Origin of the sequence: Allomuricauda sp. F6463D (genome assembly GCF_023015965.1) — a bacterium.
GTDB lineage: Bacteria > Bacteroidota > Bacteroidia > Flavobacteriales > Flavobacteriaceae > Flagellimonas.
Genome location: NZ_JALKAN010000001.1, coordinates 330,722 through 354,265, shown reverse-complemented (window position 1 = coordinate 354,265; position 23,544 = coordinate 330,722). Strand labels below are relative to the sequence as shown.

Sequence of the window (23,544 nt, the reverse complement as noted above, 5' to 3'; positions counted from 1 at the left end):
GAGGTTTAATTTCATGTTACTGATTTACAATTGTATTTTTTAATCATAACCAGTTTGTTAATCTATTGCAATTATCCCGACAATTGGGATATTCTCAATCAAAGGCCGTAATAACAAACTCCGACCTCCTATTCTTGGTATGTTGTTCCTCGGTACAACGGACACCATCTTCACATTCGTTCACCAATTGAGTTTCACCAAAAGCTTCGTGACTGATCCTGCCTTCTGAAATTCCTTTGGAAATGATATATTCCACCGTACGTTCAGCTCTTCTTTCTGAAAGCCATTGATTATATGTTTTTGTTCCTCTGGAATCTGTATGTGCCGTTACTTTAACGACCAAATTTGGTTCATCTTCCATAATGGCCACCAGCTGATCCAATAGCTCTTTGTCTTTGGATGTCAGATAAGAAGAGTTCAGTTTAAAGTAAACATTGCCCAAATTGTTGAGCTTGGTTTGAAGTGCGGCCCTTCTGGCATCTTCCGCCTCTCTTTTGGCCTTTTCCGCAGCAGCAAGTTCTGCTGCTTCTTTTTCTTTTTTCAAACGCTCTGCCAATCTTGCCGCTTCTTCTGCCTGCGCAATGGAATCTTGGATACGCTGTTGTTCTTTTTCCATTTCCTCCAACAAGGCGAGCTTCTCCTCCCCTTTTCTGGAAAGTCCCTTTTCTACCTCAAACCTATACGCCACGCCAAGTGCATGCTGAATGTGGTTAGTCGCATTTTCTATATCCATGGCCCATTTCCCCGTAGAGTTGAAATCCAGTCCCCAATGATCGGAGAACCAGGTTCTGAAACCTATAACGGCATTGTATGTCCCCCTACCTTGGTTGTTGGCATCGGTGTAGCCAGCTCCAATTCCTATATAGGGATCAAAAAAACCGGTTTCTCCCAAAATCATGTTCAAATCATAGCTTACCCTAAAATCAAGGCCCCAATAATCTATATCCTCTGTATTGACCACATTATCAATGGTCTTACCTTCTTTATACCGGTTGTAAGTACCAATAGCTTCCAGTCCAAGACCATTTTTAAAATAACGGCCAACACTTGCCCTGGATGGATAAGGAACCATGTTCCAACCGTCACTGAGGTCAAGAAGGTCACCGAATTCATCACCGGAATCATCAACAATATTGGTACCCAAAGTCACCAACCAATAACTCTGTACTATACTGTCCTTTTTGGTCAATTCAACATCTTGGGCAAAGGTCAAAGCAGAAATAATCAAAGCAAAGAACACCATCGAAGGTTTAGAAATATTCATTTTTATCAATTTGAGGTTACTGATTACAAAGCTAGGTCAACTGCTCAAAAAACAGAACTTTGCACTTTTAAGTGCGGTAATTTTCGATAAGAAGTAAAATTAATTTTTAAAGCGCTAATTATCAATATTTTGGAAAGTGATTATTTTATCGACCAATGGCATTTTGTAAAGATAAAATGGAAAATAAACTGCTTGGACACTTTTTTCGCCCTGTTGTTGTTCTTTTACTGTTTCAACTGCAATAACAAACTCATTGTCCGTTTCCTTCAATTTTGACAAAACTGGCTTGTTCTTACCTTTCTGCTCACCCAAGCAGACCAAAAGCACTATTTCTTTGGAAAAATCCACAATGGGAACCGGAAGTCCTGGTTTACGTGTTTTGTTAATTGTAGAATAAAACTTGCGCAATGATTTTTCATCCTTGATAACCAAAGTTTGGTACTCTTCAATATTGCTAAAGCTATCGTTTGCAACCAATTTCATGTTTTCAATCTCTTCACCAACAGGGGAATGCCCCTCCTTTTGGGCCTTACATGAAAGCAAACAGGTTAACGCTATGAGGAAAAAATACTTAATGATCAAAAAGTGTTTTTGAAACGTGATTTAAAAGCTTTCTCGTAAAGCTCTTCATACAAAGGTAATACATGGACTATATCAAACTTGGATGCAACATTAAATGCATTTTCTTTGAATTTTTCCAATGTACAGTGATCCTTTAAAATGTCAATGGACCTTTCTGCCATGGTTTCCACATCCCCAACATCTGCCAAATAACCGGAAACACCATCAATATTTACTTCTGGAATACCACCTGTGTTACTAGATATTACTGCGACTTTATTTATCATAGCTTCCAAAGCGGCCAGTCCAAAACTTTCGGTCTCCGAAGGCAAAAGAAACAAATCGGAAAAACAAAGTATCCTATCAATTTCATTACTGTTGCCCAAGAACAATACTTTATCCTTTATACCCAAAGAATCGCATAATTCTTCCGCCCCCTCCTTTTCCGGACCTTCTCCAACCATAATTAACTTTGCAGGTATCTCGTTCTGTATTCGATGGAATATCTTAATAATGTCTGGAATTCGCTTTACCTTTCTAAAATTACTGATGTGGGTAATGATCCGCTCATCATCATTTGCCATCATGGAACGTTGACAGTCCGTAAAATCTTTACTGTACTTGGTGGTTTCAATGAAATTGGGAATTACCTCGATTTCATTTTCAATGTCAAACAGTTTTAAAGTTTCCTTTTTTAAGGCTTCGGACACAGAGGTCACTACATCGGATTTGTTAATGCTAAAGGTGACCGCAGGTTTGTAAAATGGATGCTTGCCCACCAAAGTGATATCGGTACCGTGCAATGTTGTGATCATGGGTATAAAAATCCCATATTCCTGCAGCATTTTTTTTGCCATATATCCCGCGTAGGCATGTGGTATGGCATAATGGACGTGCAGCAACTCGATTCCGTATAGTTTTATGGTGTCGACCAACTTACTGGAGAGTGCAAGTTCATAGGGTTGGTAATGAAACAAAGGATATTCAGGAACGTGCACCTCGTGAAAATGAATGTTATTTCCCAAAAGTTCCAAACGAACAGGTTGTCGGTATGTGATAAAATGTACTTCGTGCCCCCTTTCAGCAAGGGCAATACCCAATTCTGTGGCAACAACACCACTACCGCCAAACGTTGGGTAACACACAATAGCTATTTTCATAAAACAAATCTAAGGCAATATTTAATACCTAATTGATAATTGAATCATAAATGGCTTGTTGAATACGTGTACGCAAACCAGATTTTATCAGTAAAGTATTTGTCGCAGATGGATAGGTTCTATTGGACAGGAAAACATAAACGATTTCTTCATCCGGGTCGGCCCATGTATATGTTCCGGTAAAACCGCTATGCCCAAAACTTTTTTGGGAAACACAACCACATGTTGGCCCTCCTTCTTTCAACTGAGGTTTATCAAAACCTACACCTCTTCGCACATTCTTGTTGCAAAAGTAGCATGTGTTGAATCTTTTAATCGTCCGTTCATTAAAAAAACGCTCACCGCCATAATATCCACCCTGTAAATACATTTGCATAATTTTAGCCACTTCATTTGCTGTACTAAAAAGTCCGGCATGGCCCCCAACACCTCCTTGCATGGCAGCCCCCATATCGTGAACATACCCTTGCACCGTCTGATATCGATAATAGTCGTCCTCTTCTGAAGGAACTATCACTTGCTTAGGAAATTTTTTTAAGGGATTGAATGTAGTCCGTTGAAGTCCCATAGGTTTATAGAACAACTCATCCACCAATTCATCAATTGATTTGTTATACGTTTTTTCTATATACTCTTTAAATACATAATACCCTACATCGCTATATCGGTATCTATTGGATTTTAGGCTCTGCCTGCCTATCCTATTATAGATAGAATCTTTAAAAGACCGTGTAAGGTATAAATGCTCAGCGACTTTGTATGGAAAAGCCTCGGAAGGGTTTTGTCTATAAAATTCAGAAGAAGGCTTTCGTTCCTTAGTCAATGTATCCAAATAAAAGGCTATCCAAGATGGTAAACGACCATAATGCGATAAAGCTTTTAGAACAGAAACATCCTTTAATTCGGTATCGGCATATTCTGGCAGTAAATCTTTGAATGTGTCGTTTAAAGCAATTTCACCCTCTTCCTCCATTTTCATGATCATGGGCAAAGTAGAAAGTATTTTTGTCAGTGAAGCTAAATCGTATATAGATTCTTCAGTAACGTTCGTATCTGATTGATAGGTAGGTTTCCCAAAATTTTTGTTGTAAATCACTTTTCCCCTTCTCGCAATCAGCACCTGTGCTCCAGGAAACATTAAAGAATCTAATCCATGTTGAACAAGGGTATCCACTTCCGATAACATTTCGGAATCCATACCAACTCTTTCTGGTATACTATAACCCAATCGTTGGATTGGTTTTACATCGGTTCCGGTACCTACTGGAAAATCACCGTGAGCCGACACTGGTAGTTTACCCGTTGCTCCAATAGACCCAAATATTACTTCGGCTACCTTTTCCTGTGCCAGTTCACTGTTCTGATACCCCACCACTATTCCATCCATGGTGCCGAAATCCAGAACATCCAACAAGGCGTACGGTCTTGCAAAAAGGGCTAAAATGGTATTACTAGTCCGTAACCTAGATATTTCACCTAACCAAAACAGCTCGTTCTTCGAAAACTTATAGCCTTTCCACGGACTTTCATTATTCTTGTGAAAACCTATTATGACCAGATTATAATTTGCCAGCTCCTTTTTATATTGAGCAATATCCTTGGCTTTGATGTGGGTTACTTTGTAAAATTTGTTCAATGATTGTAAAAAAGGTACTCCTGAATCATCTCCAAAATGCACATAAGCTATTTTCTTATTGTCCAGCTTCTTTATAGGCATCAAAGAAAAGTTGTTTTTGGCAACGGTAATGGCTGCTTCTATAGCCTTCTCGTAAATTACATGGTTTTCTATACTATTCAAATCATTGTATAGGTTTTCCAAATTCACGGGTTTGTAGTTGTACAAACCTGCTTTGTATTTGGCCATCAATATTTTTTTTACCGATTTGGCCAATCGCTGTTCTTCAATCACACCTTCTTGATAAGCGTTTATGAAGGTTTCTTTTGCTTTTAGTACATTTTCCGGCATTAGGAGCATATCGTTCCCTGCCAAAAAAGCCTCCAATTCAACCTGGCCTTCTGGCGCAAAATTGGAAACAGCTTTCATATTAAGGGCGTCGGTGATTATCAAGCCTTCAAAACCCATTTGGTCTTGTAATACGCCTGTTACTATATTTTTAGATAATGTGGAAGGGTGGCCTTCCCTAGGTTCTAGGCTAGGCACATCTAAATGTGCTACCATGGTAGAGCTCAGTCCACTCTCCATTACTTTTTTGAAGGGATAAAGTTCAATGGTATCCAATCGTTCCTTGGAAGAATTGATTATGGGCAACGCTTTGTGTGAATCGGTGGCCGTGTCCCCATGACCAGGAAAATGCTTTCCGCTGGAAAGTACGCCGGCTTTTTCTAAACCTGTTACAAATGCCCGTCCCTTCCGGGCAACATTTTTAGGGTCCTCACCAAAAGAACGGTTTCCGATAATAGGATTCTTTGGGTTGTTATTCACATCCAAATCCGGGGCAAAGTTGATATGTACACCCAAACGCTTGGCATGCCTACCTATTTGATTACCAACCTTTTCTACAATAGTGCTATCTTGAATAGCCCCCAAAGTCATGTTCCAAGGAAATGCGTAGGTAGAATCCAACCGCATGGCCATGCCCCACTCAGCATCCGAACCAATTAGCAGTGGCACTTTTGATACAGCTTGGTATTCATTGGTCAATTGAGCTTGTTTGACCGGTCCGCCTGCCAAGAAAATAACCCCACCAATATCATGTTCCCTAACAAGTTCTTTTACCTTGTTAGTTGATGTCTTGCTTTGATTTGATGCTACGCTTACCATGAACAATTGTCCAATCCGTTCCTTTAAGGACATATTGTTGTACTGATTTTCCACCCAAGCCATTTGGGCCACAGAATCTTTTACAACCAAAGGGTTAATTTGCCCAAAAGCATGCGAAAAAGTTAGTATAAAAAGGGAAACGAAAAGGTTTGTCCGCATAGATTTCTTGTCTGAGACCTGAACTTATTAGCGATAAAAATATTGCATTTCATCGAAGAAAGCATCAAAAATTATGATAAATTAAACATGTGATTATACAAATCTTGCATGCCAACTTTCACAGGCAGGTACCTCCCAATTTTCCAAATACTCTTGTTTGGTAGCTACTAAATTATTGAAAACTATGGTGTTTGGAGAAACGGATTTGGCCTTGGCAAGCTTTTTAAAGTCCTTTAATGGTTTGTATGCGATATATTCACCTTGTTTAAAAGATACGTTCATCCTGTCCAACAATTCCACATTGTATTTCTTTTCCAAGCTTTGAATAAAATGTACAGAGGCATCAATGGAACAACCAGAAGCACTGGCGGTGGTTTGATCTAGACCAATTACAATAAATCTTTTGTACTTAATTTCAAATCCTGCTTGCAATTGACTGCCGTGAGCAGTCCATTCCTTTAGGAACTCGGTCACACTATCTTTCACCTCATTTATCTCCGTTTCCGTAAAACTTCTATTTGCTTGATAAATCCAAACTCTGGCGTTATCTGGCAATTCATTAAAATCCACTAGCATATCATCAATCTTTATGGCCTTGTCTAAATTCGACCCTCATTCATTCATCAATTTTACAACCCTTGTGAAGTTGCCAATAATTCAGCCACATCCATAACGGTGACACTGTCTTCTTTGTGGTGTGCTTTTATACCATCGGTCATCATGGTATTACAATACGGACAACCAGTAGCAATAATATTTGGATTGGTTTCCAAAGCATCTTTGGTACGCAATACGTTAACCTCCATATCACCCTTTTCCGGTTCTTTGAACATTTGAGCTCCTCCTGCTCCACAACATAAAGCTGTTTTTTTATGACGTTTCATTTCAACCAATTCTGCATTGGTTTTGGAGAGTACTTCTCTTGGAGCATCATAAACAGCGTTGGCGCGCCCCAAGTAACAAGGGTCGTGAAATGTAATTCGTTTTCCTTTGTGCCCCTCCCCTGTTATAGTTAAACGTCCATTGTCCATAAGTTCTTTTAGATACTCCGTATGGTGGATAACATCATAGTTACCACCTAAATCAGGGTATTCATTTTTAAAGGTATTGAAGGAATGGGGGTCACAGGTTACAATTCGTTTTATTTCATATCCATTCAACAACTCAATGTTCATCATGGCCTGCATCTGGAACAAAAATTCGTTTCCGGCCCGTTTTGCTACATCACCTGTAGAGCTCTCTTCGGTACCCAAAACAGCAAAATCAACACCGGCCTTGTTCAATAGCTTAACAAAAGCTCTGGTAATTTTTTTGGCACGATCATCGTAACTACCTGCCGATCCAACCCAAAACAATATTTCTGGTTGCTTACCTTCGGCCATAAAATCCTGCATGGTTTTAACCCTCAATTGTTCGCTCATAGTTTTAGATTTATTCGTTTACCCAATTTAAGCGGTCCATTTGATTGTAGGGCCAAGGAGCCCCGTTATTCTCAATATTGGACATCATGTTGTTCAGCTCCGTTGGTGCTGCCGATTGCTCCATTACCAAATACCTACGCATTTCCACAATAATGGATAATGGATCTATACTTACTGGACAGGCTTGCACACATGCGTTGCAGGTAGTACATGCCCAAAGCTCTTCCCTGCTAATATAATCGTCCAACAATTGTTTACCATCGGACACAAATTCTCCTTTGTTAGCATCAATGTTTTTACCAACTTCTTCCAAACGGTCACGGGTATCCATCATTATTTTTCGTGGTGATAACTTCTTACCTGTTTGATTGGCGGGACATTCCGAAGTACACCGTCCACATTCGGTACAGGTATACGCATTGAGCAGCTGTACCCAATTCAAATCCATAACATCGGAAGCTCCAAACTTTTCGGGTTCTGCCACATCATCTTCCGCAGGTGCGGCAAATGGATCCGCATCTGGATCCATCATCAACTTTACTTCTTTGGTAACAGATTCCAGATTATTGAATTCTCCAAGTGGTTTTACCTTTCCATAGTAAGTGTTCGGAAATGCCAATAAAATGTGTAAATGTTTTGAATAATAGAGATAATTCAAAAAAGCAAGAATGCCCAAAATATGTAACCACCAAGCTGTTCTTTCCACCATAATCAAAGAAGATTCAGGAAGACCTTCCAATAATGGAACAATAAATTGACTTACAGGAAAGGCTCCAGCCTTTACATAGTGTTCCGCTCCCAATTGTTGTAATTGAAAATCCGCTGCGTTCATTGTAAGAAACAAGGTCATCAGCACAAACTCGATATACAGAATCATATTTCCATCGGTTTTGGGCCAACCTTCCATTTCCGGTTTTATGAATCTTTGAATACGTATAATGTTTCTTCGAATCCAAAAAACTACTACGGCAATGATTACCAATAAAGCCAATACTTCAAAAGAACCTATCAGAAAATTATACAAAGATCCTAGTGGAGAAAAAAGCCTGTGGGTACCCAAGAGTCCATCAAGAACAATCTCAAGCACTTCAATATTTATAATGATAAATCCAACATAAACAATAATGTGCATTATCCCTGCAATGGGCCTAACTACCATTTTGGTTTGTCCCAGTGCAATACGCACCATATTTTTCCATCGTAGGGGTTTATTGTCGCTTACTTCGGCATCTTTTCCAAGTTTAATGTTTCTGGACAACCTTTTAACATTTCGGGCAAAAAAACCAACCCCAATGATAAGGGCCACTGCAAAAATTATGTTGGGCAAGTATTCCATTATTGATTTTCTTTTTGTTCGCTTGGCTTTTCTTCTTCGGCAGGATCATTTTCAGGAAGGGTATAGTCTTTTTGTTTTTTACCAAAAACGGAAACATTCACATATCGTTTTGGATTAAGCCTAAAATCTTGAAGTAGTAGATCGAGCTCTTTTGATGCATCAGCCAAATTATTATAAAGGGCATCGTCTTTATGCAATTTACCCAAAGACCCCTCTCCTTTTTCAATTTTAGATAGAATACCGTTCAATTTGCCTACAGTGGTTTGGAATTCGGCAAGGGTGCCTCCTAAATCTGCATTTACCAAGGAATCCGATAGTTTTGAAAAATTCGTTGTGATATGGTTTACATTTTTTAACGAACTGTCCAATTGTGTTTTGTTGTTTTCCAGTAAAACATTCAAATTATCTGCACTGCCCTTAAAAGAACGGACAAGCTCGTTCAAAGCAACTATGGTTTGTTTTAACTGTTGTTTGGTGGGGTCGTCCAAAATTTGGTTCACATTCATTAATAATGAATCAGCATTGGATACAGCGCCTTCAACCTTTAATTGTAGCGGTGTTAGTTTTTGCTGAACCAACTCGGTAATTCCCGGTTTTATTTTAGATTGAAGCGTATCCCCTGATTCTGCATTAGGTGAATTATCAAAAATCGGGACAATTTGAACTGCTTTCCCACCAATGATGCCTGTATCAAAAAGTTCGGCCGTACTATTTTTAGAAAATTCAAATTCGTTGTTAATGGATAGTGTTACCAACAATTTACCGGAATTATCCTTAAAACTGATATTGGTAACATTACCTACATTGTAACCATTGATAGAAACTTGGGTACCTGGCTGTAAACCACCAACATTATCGTAAACAGCATAGAAGGTTTTGTTGTTTTCAAATAGCGGAGAGGATTTTAAGTAGCTAAGCCCAAAAACAAAGGCTATAATTCCAGCGACCACGATAATCCCAGTTTTGACTTCCCTGGATATTTTCAAAAGATTCGGTTTATGGTTTAAACAAAATTAGAAATAATTTTCAGAAGAAGCCCTTTAGGGCGGATTTACTTCAAAGCTGCCGTTAATGGAACCCTTACCCCGTTCTTATATGCAACAATATAAGAAGTGGTATAGCCTTTGGCATCGGCATTTTTTTTCAGTTCTTTTGCTTCTTCAAGGCTACTGGCATTACCGTACATATATCTATACATATTCTTGTACGGTTCTTTGGACAAATCACTCAACCCCTTAAAATTAGCTGCATTTAAAGGTATCGTTTTTCCGCTTGCCATCAATTGTATTTTAAAAACAACATCATTGTCCTGTTTTTTTACTTCTGTTACATCTTCTTCTTTTAATGGCTGCACTGTGGAAACTTCCTCTTTTTCCATATCATTCACTTGCGTGGTCTCTTCTGGGATATTTACGGAAACGTCTGCATCTTCAACCTTGGGACTATCAGAAACTGGCGTGGCAGTAAAATTAATGTCTTCTTTATAAGTAAGTACTGCGTTGGCGATAGCTACACCCATTTCACGCTGTCCTTTTTCGGAATTTAAATAGCTTCCCTCATTTTTATTTGTTAAAAAACCAGCTTCTACCAAAACGCTCGGCATAAATGTTTGATGGAGTACGATAAAACCAGCTTGCTTCACTTTCCGGTCCTTACGTTTGAGTTGTTTTGTAAAATTATCTTGAAGTTTTTTTCCCAATTGTATACTTTGATCCAAAAACTCTTCTTGCAGTATGGTTAAACCAATTACAGATTCCGGAGAATTAATGTCATACTCTTCATAACGTTGCTCATAATCATCTTCCAAGTAAATTACAGAGTTTTCCTTTTTGGCCACTTCAAAATTTTGTCGATTGGCATGCAGCCCCAGTACAAAAGTTCCTGCCCCATGCGCATCGGAATTATGAGAATCACAATGTACTGAAACAAATAAATCGGCATTGGCTTCATTAGCGATTTGCCCTCTAACAAAAAGATCAACAAAGGTGTCGTCTTTACGGGTGTAAACCACTTTTATGTCTGGATTTTTCTCTAATTCCTTTCCTGCTTTAAGCACAATGCCCAACGCAATATTCTTTTCTAAATAGCCATTTCCAAGGTTGCCAGGATCATGCCCTCCATGACCTGCATCGAGCACCACAATAAATTTATCCTTTACTTGAACCTCGGTATCATTTTTGTTGAAAGAGGTCAAAGGGAGGACCAGAAGTACACTAATTAAAAATGCTAACCGACTTTTATTCATAAGAACTAAGTAATTATAGCGTTCTACAATGGTTAAAAATATCGTAATCCCCAATTAGTAGAACAAAAAATATATGTAAGTTTGACCCCTTAACTGGGCCGTCTAGCACAAAAATAGGATTTATCACGTTGCAACCAAATAAACATCTTTTAGTTTTCCTATTTGTTCTTCTTTGTGGCATGGTAACTTTAAGTGCTCAGGAAGACCTTATTACACCTTTGCCCATAAAGGCTGCTAAAGATACGATTACTGCTCCTTTGCTATCCTCCAACATATTTAATGACTCCATTAAGGTAGACTCTATTAGTGCGGATACCGTGCCAAAAAAACAGCCTTTGTTACTGGATAAAATTAAATACAAGGCAAAAGACTATGTAAAATTGAGTCAAAAGGACAATAAAATTTATTTGTACGACGAAGCTGAAATTTATTATCAGGATACTGAACTTACGGCCGGAGTTATTGTAATGGACTATGTTAAAAACGAAGTCTATGCGGGTAGAATGAAGGATTCATTGGGAAACTATTCGCAACTCCCTTTCTTTAAGCAAGGAGATAACGAGGTACGGCCAGATTCCATCCGATTTAATTTTGACACCCAAAAGGCGTTGATATGGAATTCCAGAACCGAACAGCAAGCTGGTTTGGGTCAATTAGGGAGTGATGCCATGAAGGTATACGCCGAAAAGACAAAAAAGGAAAATGACTCGGTTTATTTTTTGAGTGAGGGTAAATTAACTACCTCTAGTGATACGGTAAACCCCGATTATTATATTAGGGTACGAAAAGCCAAGTTTGTTCCCAAGAAAAAAATAATTGCTGGTTACAGCAATATGTACATTGTAGACGTTCCAACTCCCGTGGCACTACCTTTTGCTTACTTCCCCTTAACTACGGGCAGAGTGGCTGGAATTTTGTTCCCAACCTTTGGTAACGATCCCAATAGGGGGTACTTTATTCAAAATGGAGGATATTATCTACCTATTAGCGATTATGTTGATTTGAGTGTTACCGGTGATTATTACACTAATGGAAGCTACGGTTTACAGGGACGTTCGATTTACACCAAACGCTATAAATTCAACGGAAATATCAATATAAGTTACGAGAACTTGGTAACCAGTCAAAAAGGGTTTGACGATTATAGCAGAACCAGTAACTACAATATACGCATATCACACTCTCAAGACACTAAAGCTAGTCCTAACTCACGATTTTCAGCTTCTGTGAACTTGGGTTCCAGCCAATATTATACCAACTCGTTAAATCAAGTAAACCGAAATAACTCACAGACCAACACTTTTGCGTCGTCCATAAGTTATTCCAAAACATTTCCTGCTTATCCTTCCGTAAACACCAGTTTAACAGTTAGTCACACACAAAACTCTAGGACGCAGGTAATAAACATGTCTTTACCTACTTTTCAAGCAAGTATGGAACGGATTTACCCCTTTGTGAAACGGGATGCTGTGAAAAAAGGTGTTTTTGATAACATAAATTTTCAGTACGATGTAAATGCCCAGAACAGCATAACCACGACAGAGGAGAATTTCTTTAAAAGTGAAATGTTCGATGAAGCTAGGATCGGGGCACGCCATAGGCTCCCTATTGCAACGAACTTTAAGCTGGCGAAATATCTAAGTGTAAGTTTAAGTGGTACCTACGAAGATGTTTGGTCCATGGAAACCATAAGACGACAATATGATACTGAATTACAAGAAACCGTTACCGACACTATTGCTGGTTTTGACCGTTTTAACAGGTATAGTCTTGGGACAAGTATAGGAACTACCATGTATGGCACATGGAATTTTGGTGAGGACAAAAAGATTCAAGCCTTACGCCATGTCATGCGTCCGTCAATAAGTTATAGTTACACGCCTTCCTTTGAGCAGTTTTATGAATCATATACCGATGAAGACGGGGAAGAAGTACAGTATACACCATTCGAAAACAGTATTTATGGTAGACCTTCTTTAAATAAAGGAAGTTCATTAAGTTTCTCTCTTCAAAACTCCTTAGAAGCAAAAGTACGTGACAAAGATTCTACTGCGACCGAACCAAGAAAGGTGAAGATCTTAAGTAACCTCACATTTTCCTCCAGCTATAATTTGGAAGCGGATTCTTTAAAACTCAGCCCTATAAGTATGAGCGGAGCAACAGAAATTATTAAAAATATCCCCATAAATTTTGCTGCCACCTTTGACCCTTACGCCATTGATAACAACGGCAGAAGAATCAACACTCTAAACATCCAGAATGGTGGGGGCATTGCCCGTTTAACATCAGCCAGGGTAAATACCAGCTTTTCGTTAAATAGTGAAATGTTCCAAAAAGGAGGTGCCAAAGAAAAAAGCGATCAGGAAAAACAATCTGACTTCAGTGACAACCCGTTTGCCATCGATGATGTTCGAGGGGCTAGTAACAACCCAAACCAAAATAGAGGGAATCAAAGTGGTAATCCCAACGAAGGTCAACCAATTTATAATAACAAACTACCATGGGATGCAAGATTCACCTACGTAGCTTCATATAATAATAGCAACAGGCAGAGCGAAATCACAAATCACTCATTAATGTTCTCAGGCAATGTTCAACTTACACCTAAATGGGAAGTAGGTTTCAATTCGGGGTATGACCTTAAGGATAAGGGCTTTACAGACACCCGTTTTGCTTTTAAACGTGACCTAGGAAGTTTTAGATTAAGTTTTGACTGGACTCCTTTTGGAAGATATGAGCGTTGGTACTTCTTTATTGGTATAAAGAGTTCTTTGTTAAGTGATATCAAATGGGAAAATAGAAGTCAACGTTAAGATAACATAGATATTTTTATATCTTCATTACAAATAAATTCTTCTAATGAAAAAAATAATCAATACGCCAAAAGCTCCAGCTCCAATTGGTCCGTACAACCAAGCGGTACTTATAAAAGATACGCTCTACATATCTGGACAAATCCCTATTGATTCAGCTACCGGTAAATTGGTAGAAGGAGATATAAAAGCGGAGACCAAACAGTCAATGGAAAATTTAAAGGCTATTCTTGAAGAAGCAGGAATGACGTTTGAACATGTTATCAAAACATCAATCTTTATTAAGGACATGCATCAGTTTGCAGAAATCAATGATGTATACAGTACTTATTTCAATCCGGATACTGCACCAGCAAGGGAAACTGTTGAAGTTGCCAACCTTCCTAAGTTTGTTAATGTTGAAATATCAATGATTGCGGTTAAATAGTATCTTGGTGAAACTCCACGAGACCATCTATAGGCCTACGTCTAATCACCCCTAAAATTAAATCGTTGCGTTCCATGCACGCTGTTAGTTCGTCTTTTAGGAAATGGGCTATACTACCCACAAAGTTTACTGGGACTTTGGTTGCCAATTCAAACTGCATAATGTAATTGTTGACAAACTGTTGTAGACCTTTCTCAATTACCCCCTTACAGTAAGGGTGCTCCTTGTTTTCAATGATGAAGCGAGCAAAGGTGGCCAAGTATGTGTTTGGGTTTGGTTGTTTATACAAATGATCTTTTATGACATCGGCATCAAGATCGTATTCCTTTGCAAATTTTATCCCTAAATCCTGAGGCATCTTGTGGAAATAATAATCACGTAGCAATTTTCTACCGAAGAAGTTTCCACTTCCATCATCCATGAGTATATAACCGAGAGAAATCACTTTTTGGAATAACTGATGCCCATCGTAATAACTACAATTAGACCCAGTTCCTAGGATACAAACAATGGCCTGTTTCCCTATTTTGGTAGTGGAGTAAATTGCAGCATAGGTATCTTCCCGTACTTCTGCCTTGGCATTAGGAAAATAATCCTTGAAAATAGATTTCAAAAAATTCTTCATCCTATCTGTTCCACAACCAGCACCGTAAAAATATAACTGACATACGCTTTCCCTGTTTTTAGAAAGCTCAAAATTGTTGGCCAACCGGTCTTCAATTACTTCTTTGGTCAGCACTTCTGGGCTAAGCCCCAAAGTTTGGGTCACAAACAATTGTTTTCCCTTATTGTCCAAGGCAATCCAATCGGATTTTGTGGCACCGCTATCTACAATCAAAACCATACGTCAATATATTATATTGATATCCTGAAGAGCGAAGTTTTCTCTTCAGGATATCACACTTTAAGATTAATAATTATAGGCTTGCTGCATGTAGTGCCAAATCAACCAATTTATTAGAGTAACCGGTCTCGTTATCGTACCAAGAAACTACTTTAAAGAAGTTGGCATTCAATTCGATTCCTGCCTCCGCATCGAAAATACTTGTTCTGGCATCTCCCACAAAGTCTTGAGAGACCACGTCTTCATCGGTGTAACCTAAAATCCCAGCTAATTCACCTTCAGAGGCTTCTTTCATTGCCTGCTTTATTTCTTCGTAAGACGTTTCTTTGTTCAATCTTGCAGTAAGGTCGACCACAGATACATCTGCAGTAGGAACCCTAAATGCCATACCTGTAAGCTTACCTTCAAGATCGGTAATTACTTTACCTACAGCTTTTGCAGCACCAGTGCTGGTTGGAATAATGTTCAACATTGCTGAACGACCCAATCTGTAATTCTTCCTAGATGGAGAATCCACGGTATATTGTGTGGATGTTGCAGCATGGATAGTAGTCATCAAAGCTTCTTGTATACCAAACTTGTCATTTAGAACTTTGGCAATCGGAGCCAAACAGTTGGTGGTACACGATGCGTTTGAGATAATAGTATCCGTTGCCTTAACGTCTTTATGATTAACGCCCATAACAAACATAGGGGCATCTTTGGATGGGGCAGATATTATAACTTTCTTGGCGCCTCCATCAATATGACTTTGAGCCGTATCCAATGTAGTGAAGATTCCTGTACACTCTGCTACAACTTCTGCTCCTGCTTGGTCCCATTTTAATTCTTTTGGATCACGCTCAGCTGTTACCCTAATTGTTTTTCCATTAACTATGAGGTTACCATCCTTAACCTCGATAGTTCCATCAAACTTACCGTGTACAGAATCGTACTCCAACAGGTATGCCAGGTGATCTACATCCAATAAATCGTTGATGGCCACAACGTCTACATTATCTCTGTTAACAGTTGCTCTAAATACCAACCTTCCTATTCTACCGAATCCGTTAATTCCTATTTTCAAATTTGACATATTTATCTTTTTTAATTTTTTAATTTATGTAGTCATTATATCAGAGACCCTTATGAGTTCTTCATCAATATCTGTATGTGCTTTTATTGCTTCAGCCAATGGGGTAAGTACCATTTTCGTATCCTTAATACCTACCATTAAATTGGATTTCCCTTCCAAAATACTCTCAACAGCCTTAACCCCCATCCTACTTGCCAACACGCGGTCAAAACAAGTTGGGGAACCACCACGTTGCATGTGTCCCAAAACGGATACTCGAACATCATAAATGGGCAGATGCTCCTCTACGTATTCTTTTAGTTCAAAAACATTTTTACCTGTTTTATCCCCTTCTGCCACAATTACTATACTGGAAGACTTTCCAGAGGCCTTACTCCGTTTTAAGGAATCCAACAAACGTTCCAATCCCAAATTCTGTTCAGGAATCAAAATCTCTTCAGCTCCGGCACCAACACCTGCATTAAGGGCGATATGGCCTACATCCCTTCCCATCACCTCAACAAAAAACAATCGGTTGTGTGAACTCGCCGTATCTCTTATTTTGTCAATAGCATCGACAACCGTGTTAATGGCCGTATCAAAACCAAGGGTATACGAAGACCCCAAGATATCATTGTCGATGGTCCCTGGAATACCTATGACCGGAAAGTCATATTCTTCATTGAACAAAAGAGCTCCTTTAAAACTTCCGTTTCCTCCAATTACCACAAAGGCATCAATACCTTCTTTGATCAATTGGGTGTGTGCTTTTTCCCTTCCTTCCTTGGTTCTGAAATCATCACAACGAGCCGATTTTAAAATGGTTCCTCCTTTATTTATAATGTTGTTCACACTACGCGCGTCCAGAGCTTTAAAATCGCCTTCAATCATCCCTTGATATCCTCTGTAGACACCTACACATTCAATTTTTAAATATGCACAAGTTCGGACAACGGAACGAATTGCAGCATTCATTCCTGGAGAGTCTCCACCAGAGGTCAAAACTCCTATTTTTGTAATTTTTGACGCCATTTAAATTTTTAAGAGGTCAAAGCTAGGAAACTTTAAGCAAATTTTGAATATCTTAATAACTTTGTTTGTACACTAGGGGTTTCTCAAACGTTTTCGTAATAAATTAATCCAAAAATCATTAAAAATATAAAACCTATTTGATTGGTTTTTGGTCATTTATAGGCTTAGCAGAGAAACGAATCAGGCTATCTTTTCCCATTACCTGTGTAGATTGAATTTGAGGTAAAGGTTCAGTTTCCTCTTCCTCTTTTTCTTGTTTGTTGAACACTTTTCGCATTAACTCTTTGAAGCTATTAAAATCAACTTGGTAAGATAGACCAACTCCTTGGGTGTATCCTTGACGTTCTGCCAAAAATTGTTGTATTTGATTTTCCCGGTTGAATATTTTGGCACTTAATGTTCCTTGTTCGTTCAAGAGTATCTGCACCTCAACATCTCCGGCCACTACGGTTTCCGATACACCGCCCACTGGAACCCCTACCCTTCCGTTTACCAAAATGCGGTCGGACAATTGTGTGGAAACGGTTACCCCTATCCTATCTTCCGTGGCAATGTCGGCGTTTGGATCATTATATCCTTGTTCGTATGACACCCCAAAGTTTAGTTTATCGTTGTTTCCTGATAAGATTTGATTGAAAAGGCCCGATGCTGTCTGAATAAGGTTTCCGGTAACCGCCTGTTGGTTGATTCCTCCTGATTGCGGATTAACAAAGGTACCTTGTGCCAATAGAAAAATAGCATTCCGTTCCTTTATGGTTGGATCTTGTAACCGGTATTCGAGCTCGGATTGCACTACGGAGTTGGTTCCGGGAAAGTCGATATCAAAATTAATATTAGGGCTTTCCAACTCTCCATCCAACCTTATAACAACCTCGGTGGGAATCCTACCAGTATAACCTGCGTTATCCAAAAGCGGGGCCGGGTTGGCGTTTAATAAATAAACGGCTTCCAAGTTTAATTGTGCGGCCAAGGGATCTTCTTCCCATAAAATGGTACCTCCCGGACGAACGTTAAACTTCTTATCGATTACACCGCCATATTTAAAATTGTAAGCTCCCGAGACTACAACAAAGTCCCCATACATATTAAATTTGCCATTGGTATTGATCTCTATTAGCAAAATCCCTTCTCCTGTTCCCTTTAGGGAACTACCTGTACTCTGGTCTATCACAATCTCCACTTCTGCCTCTGGCGTAACAGCGAGATCAAAAGCCATTTCCAATCCCTTGTATTCATCCAATACCCGCTCTTGCTCAAAAGAGCTGGATTGCCCTTTTTCCAAGAAATTGATAAAGGAGTAATCTCCAACACTGGTAACATCGCTCAGAGGTATTTTAAGGGAGGTTCCTTCGGCCGTGGTGGCGTCCACAGAAATTGTCAAGGCATCTATTGCACCATAAATACTACCTGTCCCATTTATAAAGCCTGTACCGTAGTACAATGATTCATCATCAAAATCAGTGTTTAATATCATGAAACGGTCATTTTTGGTATCAACATCCAATCCTAAATACCAATCATCAAAACCTGTATGCCCAATAGTACCGTCCAAAGTTGCTGTTGTCCCTTCCTCCACATCGGACAATTGCACATTTTCAAAATAAAAAGTCTGATCGAATAGTCGCACTTTGGAATTGGGAGCAAAATCATAATCTACATTGAGGTAAGGTATTCCAATCCCCGCATCATTCAAACTTAGTATACCATTGATAGATGGATTTTTCACATTTCCGGTAATGGTTGTATTTCCACTAAGTTTTCCACGTATGTTGGAAATTATGTCCTGACCTAAAGGCATGAAGGGTTCCAAGGCAAAATCTGAAAAATTAGCTGCCAAATCCAAGTTTTGTTCATTGTTGTTATTGAGAATCTTACCATTAATACTCAATCTTTCCTTTCCATCATCGATCAACCATGTACTTATCCCAAATTCCGTTAAATCATTATTTCCATAAATACCAACTTCCAAATCACCCATTCTCATGTGGTTGATGCTAAAATTCTTGATGTTTAAGCTAGAGGTAGGCAAATACTTTCCATCCTTTTGTAAAATATTCAGAAAACCATCTACTTCCCCATTCATTTTTAGGCTATCGATGGCCGGTGTTATTTTATCAAGGGAAACCAATTTAAACTGTAGGTCCAAATCCTTATAGGTAGAATCCGCAAATTCTCCTCTTAAGCGAATCTGTTCTTCATTGTTATTGTCCATAACCACGTCCTCGATTAGGATACTGTCCAAGGAACTGTTGAAAATTACCTTGTTCTTACTGTTACCATCTTTGTTGAGCACCCAAGTATTGCCCTTGAAGCTAACGTCCGATTTTTTAAGTCCAATTACGGACCGGTTATTATTATTGAAGGTGTGGTAAAAGTTTAGATTGTAACTATCGTCATATTCGCTGCCTCCTTTAAACTCGGTTCTAAAGAACAATGTATCTTTTAATGTGGTGTTGATAAGGCTAAAATCCTTAATATCATAATACACAGTGGACATGTCCTCAACAGAGACGAAGGTGTTGAAAAGTGGGTTTTTATTGTCTATTTTCAGTTCAATATTATCAAACTTATTCCCAAACGCCTGGATACTTGGCGATTTGAACGTAAGTTTAAAATCACTCTTGTCCGCTTCAATGGCCCCTCGGATAAACGTATTGGCATCAAAGGCCATTTCCGGCACGAAGACATCAACTATTTTATTATAAATTTTAAAGTTAAAGTCCAAATGTTGCCCATCGGAGATTTTGAAAGGTTGGTAATTGGTGTAAATACTACCTATGGAATTTTGGACAAGTTGCCCCAATTCATTCACCTTAAAACTACCTCTCATATAACCTGTAATTATATCTGGAGAATTTATTTCGATAGTTCTAACGGTATCTTGATCAAAAGAAGAGTTTACCGTGAAATCTTCAAAATAATAGGTGTCGTTTATATTTTGATACGTAGTATTGGAAAAGCGCAACTGTCCAGCCATATCGTCCAAGTTATTGCCCTCGATATCCATATCTACGTGTCCCTTGAACACAGAAACACTATCATTGATGAAGTTTAACTTTTTTAAGTCTGCATAGTCCACTGCCGCCACAAAATTAAATTTGTTCTCACGTTCGCCAAAATTGGCCAATCCCTGAAAATCGAACCTAAAATTGTCATCGTTGCACAACAGGACACCATCGAAGAGTTGGTTTCTTAGTATTCCCGTTACATTAATTTTGTTATACTCGTAGCCATTAAACTCAAACTTATAAACATCGCCCGAAATATCGGTGTTCAAACTTTCCGCTACAAACCCCTTTCCTTCCACATTCATATCCATGGAAGCCAAGCCTAGGTCGGCATTTTCTATAAATTCACCCAGATCAAAATCAATCAATGAAATAAACCCAATATAAGATGCGTCCTCGATAGTTTGCACATTGGTCATTTGTAAGTCTACGTAGCTACCACCTACCGCAGTATTCAAATTAACGGTAACATCTATTGAAGTCTCCGTGATCTCTGCATCCCCCCTAACCGTAAACTGGCCTAACTTTTGTACCGATTCTGGAATGTTCCTACCCAAAATATCTGGCAATATACTTCTGAGCTGGTAATAGCTAGAAGTTAAATTATCTATCTCTCCTATCAAAACAAACGGTGCTTGCTCACTGAACATGTTGTCGAACCTAAAATCTCCGCGAATACCAGTATTATCCGTAAAAAGAAATAGGTCTTCAATTTGTAATTGGTTGAGTACGCCAGAAAAGTCTCCTGTAAAGTTCACTATTTTATCCTCCCCAAATTCATTGAAAAAGGCATTGATTTCGTTGAGTGCCACGGAAGAATCCACAAAGTTGGCATCTATTTTAACCAAATCAACAAAATTGGCCAAATCTTCTCGCTCATAGTCAAATACAATATTTCCCTTTAACTCTGATTGTTCGGTATCTATTAAAAGGGAATCGAAGCGCATTTGTTGCTTGGTATATTTAAAATCCGTAGCCATGTTTTTAAGACGGATTCCTCTTTTCGCCAAGGTGGACAAATTATCTATCTTTAGTGAAACATCTGGCCCAAGAATCTGAAAATCTTGGGCCAAAATCTCAATTTCGGAGAAATTCAACACCTCTTGGGCTTCCAAATTTTCATTGATCAACCTGAACTTTCCATTATTTATTTGAATCTCATCGGAGGACATAAAGAACGGAGGGGTTTCAGGGTCCCGGGGTTTACCATCATCAAGCTTTGCAACAAACACGTCTAAATTTGTATTTGTTTCTGCTTCATACGTCTTTAAATTAAACACAAGACCATCCAACTCTATATCGCCAAACTCCATTTTGTTATCGACCATATTGCTAAGGTTTAAAATGGAAGTGGATAATTTGTGGACATAAATTAATGTATCCTTCTTGTAATCCTCGATATAAACACCTTTAATACCTGCATTTAAGTTGAAAAGTGACACACCTATCCGGTCTATCTGAATGTTTGTCCCAAACTTTTCATTAAGTGAATCCATTGCGTATTTACCCAATTTGGTCTGCACCACCGGCAACGAAAACACCAACGACCCCAATACCAAAATAAGGATGATGGCCAACAAGAAACGTAACAGTATTTTACGAAGTTTTTTGATAGGGCTTTTATGTTTTACCTTTGACGATCAATTTTTGTTCCAAAACGCGTGGAAAATCAAAAAAAATACATTCTTGCCATTGAATCCTCTTGCGATGACACATCTGCTGCCGTACTTTGCAATACAAAAGTACTCAGCAATGTGGTAGCTACGCAAGAAATCCACAAGCAATATGGGGGTGTTGTCCCAGAGTTGGCCTCAAGGGCACATCAACAAAATATTGTTCCGGTTGTACACCAAGCTTTGGCCAAGGCAAATATCGATAAAAAACAACTATCCGCCATAGCTTTTACCAGAGGCCCAGGACTTATGGGTTCTTTGTTGGTGGGCACGTCTTTTGCAAAGTCCTTGGCATTAGGCCTTAACATTCCATTGATCGAGGTAAACCATATGGAAGCTCATATATTGGCTCATTTTATTGATGATGAAAGCCAAACTGTTCCACCATTTCCTTTTTTAGCAATGACCATTAGCGGAGGACATACTCAAATTGTCAAGGTTTCCGATCATTTTACCATGGAAGTATTGGGTGAAACTTTGGATGATGCGGTTGGTGAAGCCTTTGATAAGAGTGCAAAATTGATGGGGCTGCCCTATCCAGGAGGTCCTTTGATCGACAAATATGCAAAACATGGGAACCCCAGTGCGTTTAAGTTTCCCAAACCCAAAGTTGACGGATTGAACTTTAGCTTTAGTGGTCTAAAAACCAGCATTTTGTATTTTTTACAGCGAGAGACCCAAAAGAATCCAGATTTTATCTCGGAAAACATAAACGACATTTGTGCATCGGTACAATTTACCATAATGGAAATATTGATGGGAAAACTACAAATGGCCGTTAAACAAACCAATATCCATGTTATTGCCATTGGTGGCGGGGTCGCTGCCAATTCAGGGATTAGGGACCGACTCCGAGAAGCGGAGCAAAACTTGGGATGGACAACCTTTATCCCTAAATTTGAGTATTGCACGGACAATGCCGCTATGATCGGTATTGTCGGTTTCCTCAAATATCAAAAAGGGGAGTTTACAGATCAAAGTATTGCCGCCAAAGCTCGTTATGCCATTGGCGGTTAAACCATTTATACGCTTAGCTATGCAACTTTTCTATAACCCATCGCTGGACAATAGTGCCAAACAATTTATTTTTCCTTCTGATGAAAGTAAGCACATTGTGCGGGTATTGCGGAAATCCAAAGGAGATATTGTACACATTACCAATGGTAAAGGATATTTGTATGAAGCTGAAATTTTGGATCCAGATCAAAAAAAATGTAAAGCATATATCATATCACATCGTAAATCTGTCCCCAAACGGTACAAACTTCACATGGTGGTCGCCCCTACCAAAATGAACGATCGATACGAATGGTTTTTGGAGAAAGCTACCGAGATTGGAATGGACGAAATCACCCCGATTATCTGTGATCATTCCGAAAGAAAGATTGTTAAAATGGAACGGATGGAGCGTGTTCTCCAATCTGCCATGAAACAATCGTTACAAACCGTTCTACCTCAATTAAATCCTGCCATTTCTTTTAAGGAATTCCTAGAGACAGATATTTCTTCAGGCTTCAAATTCATAGCTCATTGCCAAGAGGGGGAAAAAATGGAACTTAAACGAAGAATGATCGCCGATAACGATGCGACTATATTAATCGGACCTGAAGGTGATTTTTCCAAAGAGGAAATTGACTTAGCAAAAGATAAAGGTTACATTCCCATTTCTTTGGGAAGAAACCGACTTCGTACCGAAACTGCAGCATTGGTTGCCTGCACAACAGTGGCCATTATCAACAACTAAAAAAAGAGCTCTTCATTGTTT

At 38.9% G+C, this 23,544-nt stretch carries 17 protein-coding genes; 4 read left to right on the top strand and 13 right to left on the bottom strand.

The window, feature by feature from the left end:
• Positions 1–94 precede the first annotated feature (94 nt).
• The 9 genes from MWU56_RS01415 to MWU56_RS01375 form a co-directional block, all read right to left on the bottom strand.
• Positions 95–1,264 carry an OmpA family protein gene (locus MWU56_RS01415; protein ID WP_247041498.1) on the bottom strand — a complete coding sequence of 390 codons (1,170 nt, stop codon included), beginning with the start codon at positions 1,262–1,264 and terminating at the stop codon, positions 95–97.
• 114 nt (positions 1,265–1,378) lie between these two features.
• Positions 1,379–1,747 carry a hypothetical protein gene (locus MWU56_RS01410; RefSeq protein ID WP_247041497.1) on the bottom strand — a complete coding sequence of 123 codons (369 nt, stop codon included), beginning with the start codon at positions 1,745–1,747 and terminating at the stop codon, positions 1,379–1,381.
• Between the two features lie 95 nt (positions 1,748–1,842).
• Positions 1,843–2,985 (bottom strand): N-acetyl-alpha-D-glucosaminyl L-malate synthase BshA, encoded by a 1,143-nt coding sequence (gene bshA / locus MWU56_RS01405; RefSeq protein ID WP_247041496.1) that lies wholly within the window; start codon positions 2,983–2,985, stop codon positions 1,843–1,845.
• Between the two features lie 28 nt (positions 2,986–3,013).
• Entirely contained in the window at positions 3,014–5,926 is a 2,913-nt protein-coding gene (locus tag MWU56_RS01400) for a glycoside hydrolase family 3 N-terminal domain-containing protein (RefSeq protein WP_247041495.1), read from the bottom strand.
• A 93-nt stretch (positions 5,927–6,019) separates the two neighbouring features.
• On the bottom strand, positions 6,020–6,502 hold the full coding sequence (locus MWU56_RS01395; protein ID WP_247041491.1) for an ABC transporter ATPase: 483 nt from the start codon (positions 6,500–6,502) through the stop codon (positions 6,020–6,022).
• A gap of 53 nt (positions 6,503–6,555) precedes the next feature.
• Entirely contained in the window at positions 6,556–7,347 is a 792-nt protein-coding gene (locus MWU56_RS01390) for a (Fe-S)-binding protein (RefSeq protein ID WP_247041489.1), read from the bottom strand.
• Positions 7,348–7,357: 10 nt separating this feature from the next.
• The gene (locus MWU56_RS01385) at positions 7,358–8,683 is read right to left on the bottom strand and encodes a (Fe-S)-binding protein (protein ID WP_247041487.1); all 1,326 of its coding nucleotides are present in this window, start codon (positions 8,681–8,683) and stop codon (positions 7,358–7,360) included.
• Entirely contained in the window at positions 8,683–9,669 is a 987-nt protein-coding gene (locus MWU56_RS01380) for an MlaD family protein (RefSeq protein WP_247041485.1), read from the bottom strand. Before MWU56_RS01380 ends, MWU56_RS01385 begins: the two co-directional genes overlap by 1 nt.
• 65 nt (positions 9,670–9,734) lie before the next feature.
• Complete coding sequence (locus MWU56_RS01375) at positions 9,735–10,928, bottom strand: N-acetylmuramoyl-L-alanine amidase (RefSeq protein WP_247041484.1); 1,194 nt, start codon at positions 10,926–10,928, stop codon at positions 9,735–9,737.
• Positions 10,929–11,107: 179 nt separating this feature from the next.
• On the opposite strand from MWU56_RS01375, the gene MWU56_RS01370 reads away from it, so the two are divergent.
• Positions 11,108–13,741, top strand: a complete 2,634-nt coding sequence (locus tag MWU56_RS01370; RefSeq protein ID WP_247041481.1) for a putative LPS assembly protein LptD — start codon at positions 11,108–11,110, stop codon at positions 13,739–13,741.
• A 46-nt stretch (positions 13,742–13,787) separates the two neighbouring features.
• On the top strand, positions 13,788–14,168 hold the full coding sequence (locus MWU56_RS01365) for a RidA family protein (RefSeq protein ID WP_247041479.1): 381 nt from the start codon (positions 13,788–13,790) through the stop codon (positions 14,166–14,168).
• On the opposite strand, the gene MWU56_RS01360 is transcribed toward MWU56_RS01365, so the two are convergent.
• The 4 genes from MWU56_RS01360 to MWU56_RS01345 form a co-directional block, all read right to left on the bottom strand.
• Entirely contained in the window at positions 14,161–15,012 is an 852-nt protein-coding gene (locus tag MWU56_RS01360) for an N-acetylglucosamine kinase (protein ID WP_247041477.1), read from the bottom strand. The two genes, MWU56_RS01365 and MWU56_RS01360, sit on opposite strands and share 8 nt — an antisense overlap.
• A 73-nt stretch (positions 15,013–15,085) precedes the next feature.
• Positions 15,086–16,087 carry a type I glyceraldehyde-3-phosphate dehydrogenase gene (gap, locus tag MWU56_RS01355; protein ID WP_247041475.1) on the bottom strand — a complete coding sequence of 334 codons (1,002 nt, stop codon included), beginning with the start codon at positions 16,085–16,087 and terminating at the stop codon, positions 15,086–15,088.
• 24 nt (positions 16,088–16,111) lie between these two features.
• A complete protein-coding gene (gene pfkA / locus MWU56_RS01350) occupies positions 16,112–17,098 on the bottom strand; it encodes a 6-phosphofructokinase (RefSeq protein ID WP_247041473.1) in 987 nt (328 codons plus the stop codon).
• Between the two features lie 133 nt (positions 17,099–17,231).
• Positions 17,232–21,686, bottom strand: a complete 4,455-nt coding sequence (locus MWU56_RS01345) for a translocation/assembly module TamB domain-containing protein (RefSeq protein ID WP_247041472.1) — start codon at positions 21,684–21,686, stop codon at positions 17,232–17,234.
• An 81-nt stretch (positions 21,687–21,767) separates the two neighbouring features.
• On the opposite strand from MWU56_RS01345, the gene tsaD reads away from it, so the two are divergent.
• Together tsaD and MWU56_RS01335 are read left to right on the top strand one after the other, a co-directional pair.
• Complete coding sequence (tsaD, locus tag MWU56_RS01340; protein ID WP_247041470.1) at positions 21,768–22,796, top strand: tRNA (adenosine(37)-N6)-threonylcarbamoyltransferase complex transferase subunit TsaD; 1,029 nt, start codon at positions 21,768–21,770, stop codon at positions 22,794–22,796.
• A gap of 19 nt (positions 22,797–22,815) precedes the next feature.
• On the top strand, positions 22,816–23,523 hold the full coding sequence (locus MWU56_RS01335) for a 16S rRNA (uracil(1498)-N(3))-methyltransferase (RefSeq protein ID WP_247041468.1): 708 nt from the start codon (positions 22,816–22,818) through the stop codon (positions 23,521–23,523).
• Positions 23,524–23,544: the final 21 nt, after the last annotated feature.

Bases quoted from the DNA above. Each gene is read 5' to 3' on its own strand.
- MWU56_RS01370 (WP_247041481.1), top strand. From the start codon at position 11,108: ATGGTAACTTTAAGTGCTCAGGAAGACCTTATTACACCTTTGCCCATA.
- MWU56_RS01375 (WP_247041484.1), bottom strand. From the start codon at position 10,928: ATGAATAAAAGTCGGTTAGCATTTTTAATTAGTGTACTTCTGGTCCTC.
- MWU56_RS01335 (WP_247041468.1), top strand. From the start codon at position 22,816: ATGCAACTTTTCTATAACCCATCGCTGGACAATAGTGCCAAACAATTT.
- MWU56_RS01360 (WP_247041477.1), bottom strand. From the start codon at position 15,012: ATGGTTTTGATTGTAGATAGCGGTGCCACAAAATCCGATTGGATTGCC.
- gap (WP_247041475.1), bottom strand. From the start codon at position 16,087: ATGTCAAATTTGAAAATAGGAATTAACGGATTCGGTAGAATAGGAAGG.
- MWU56_RS01415 (WP_247041498.1), bottom strand. From the start codon at position 1,264: ATGAATATTTCTAAACCTTCGATGGTGTTCTTTGCTTTGATTATTTCT.
- MWU56_RS01395 (WP_247041491.1), bottom strand. From the start codon at position 6,502: ATGCTAGTGGATTTTAATGAATTGCCAGATAACGCCAGAGTTTGGATT.
- MWU56_RS01385 (WP_247041487.1), bottom strand. From the start codon at position 8,683: ATGGAATACTTGCCCAACATAATTTTTGCAGTGGCCCTTATCATTGGG.
- MWU56_RS01390 (WP_247041489.1), bottom strand. From the start codon at position 7,347: ATGAGCGAACAATTGAGGGTTAAAACCATGCAGGATTTTATGGCCGAA.
- pfkA (WP_247041473.1), bottom strand. From the start codon at position 17,098: ATGGCGTCAAAAATTACAAAAATAGGAGTTTTGACCTCTGGTGGAGAC.
- MWU56_RS01410 (WP_247041497.1), bottom strand. From the start codon at position 1,747: ATGAAATTGGTTGCAAACGATAGCTTTAGCAATATTGAAGAGTACCAA.
- MWU56_RS01400 (WP_247041495.1), bottom strand. From the start codon at position 5,926: ATGCGGACAAACCTTTTCGTTTCCCTTTTTATACTAACTTTTTCGCAT.
- MWU56_RS01365 (WP_247041479.1), top strand. From the start codon at position 13,788: ATGAAAAAAATAATCAATACGCCAAAAGCTCCAGCTCCAATTGGTCCG.
- bshA (WP_247041496.1), bottom strand. From the start codon at position 2,985: ATGAAAATAGCTATTGTGTGTTACCCAACGTTTGGCGGTAGTGGTGTT.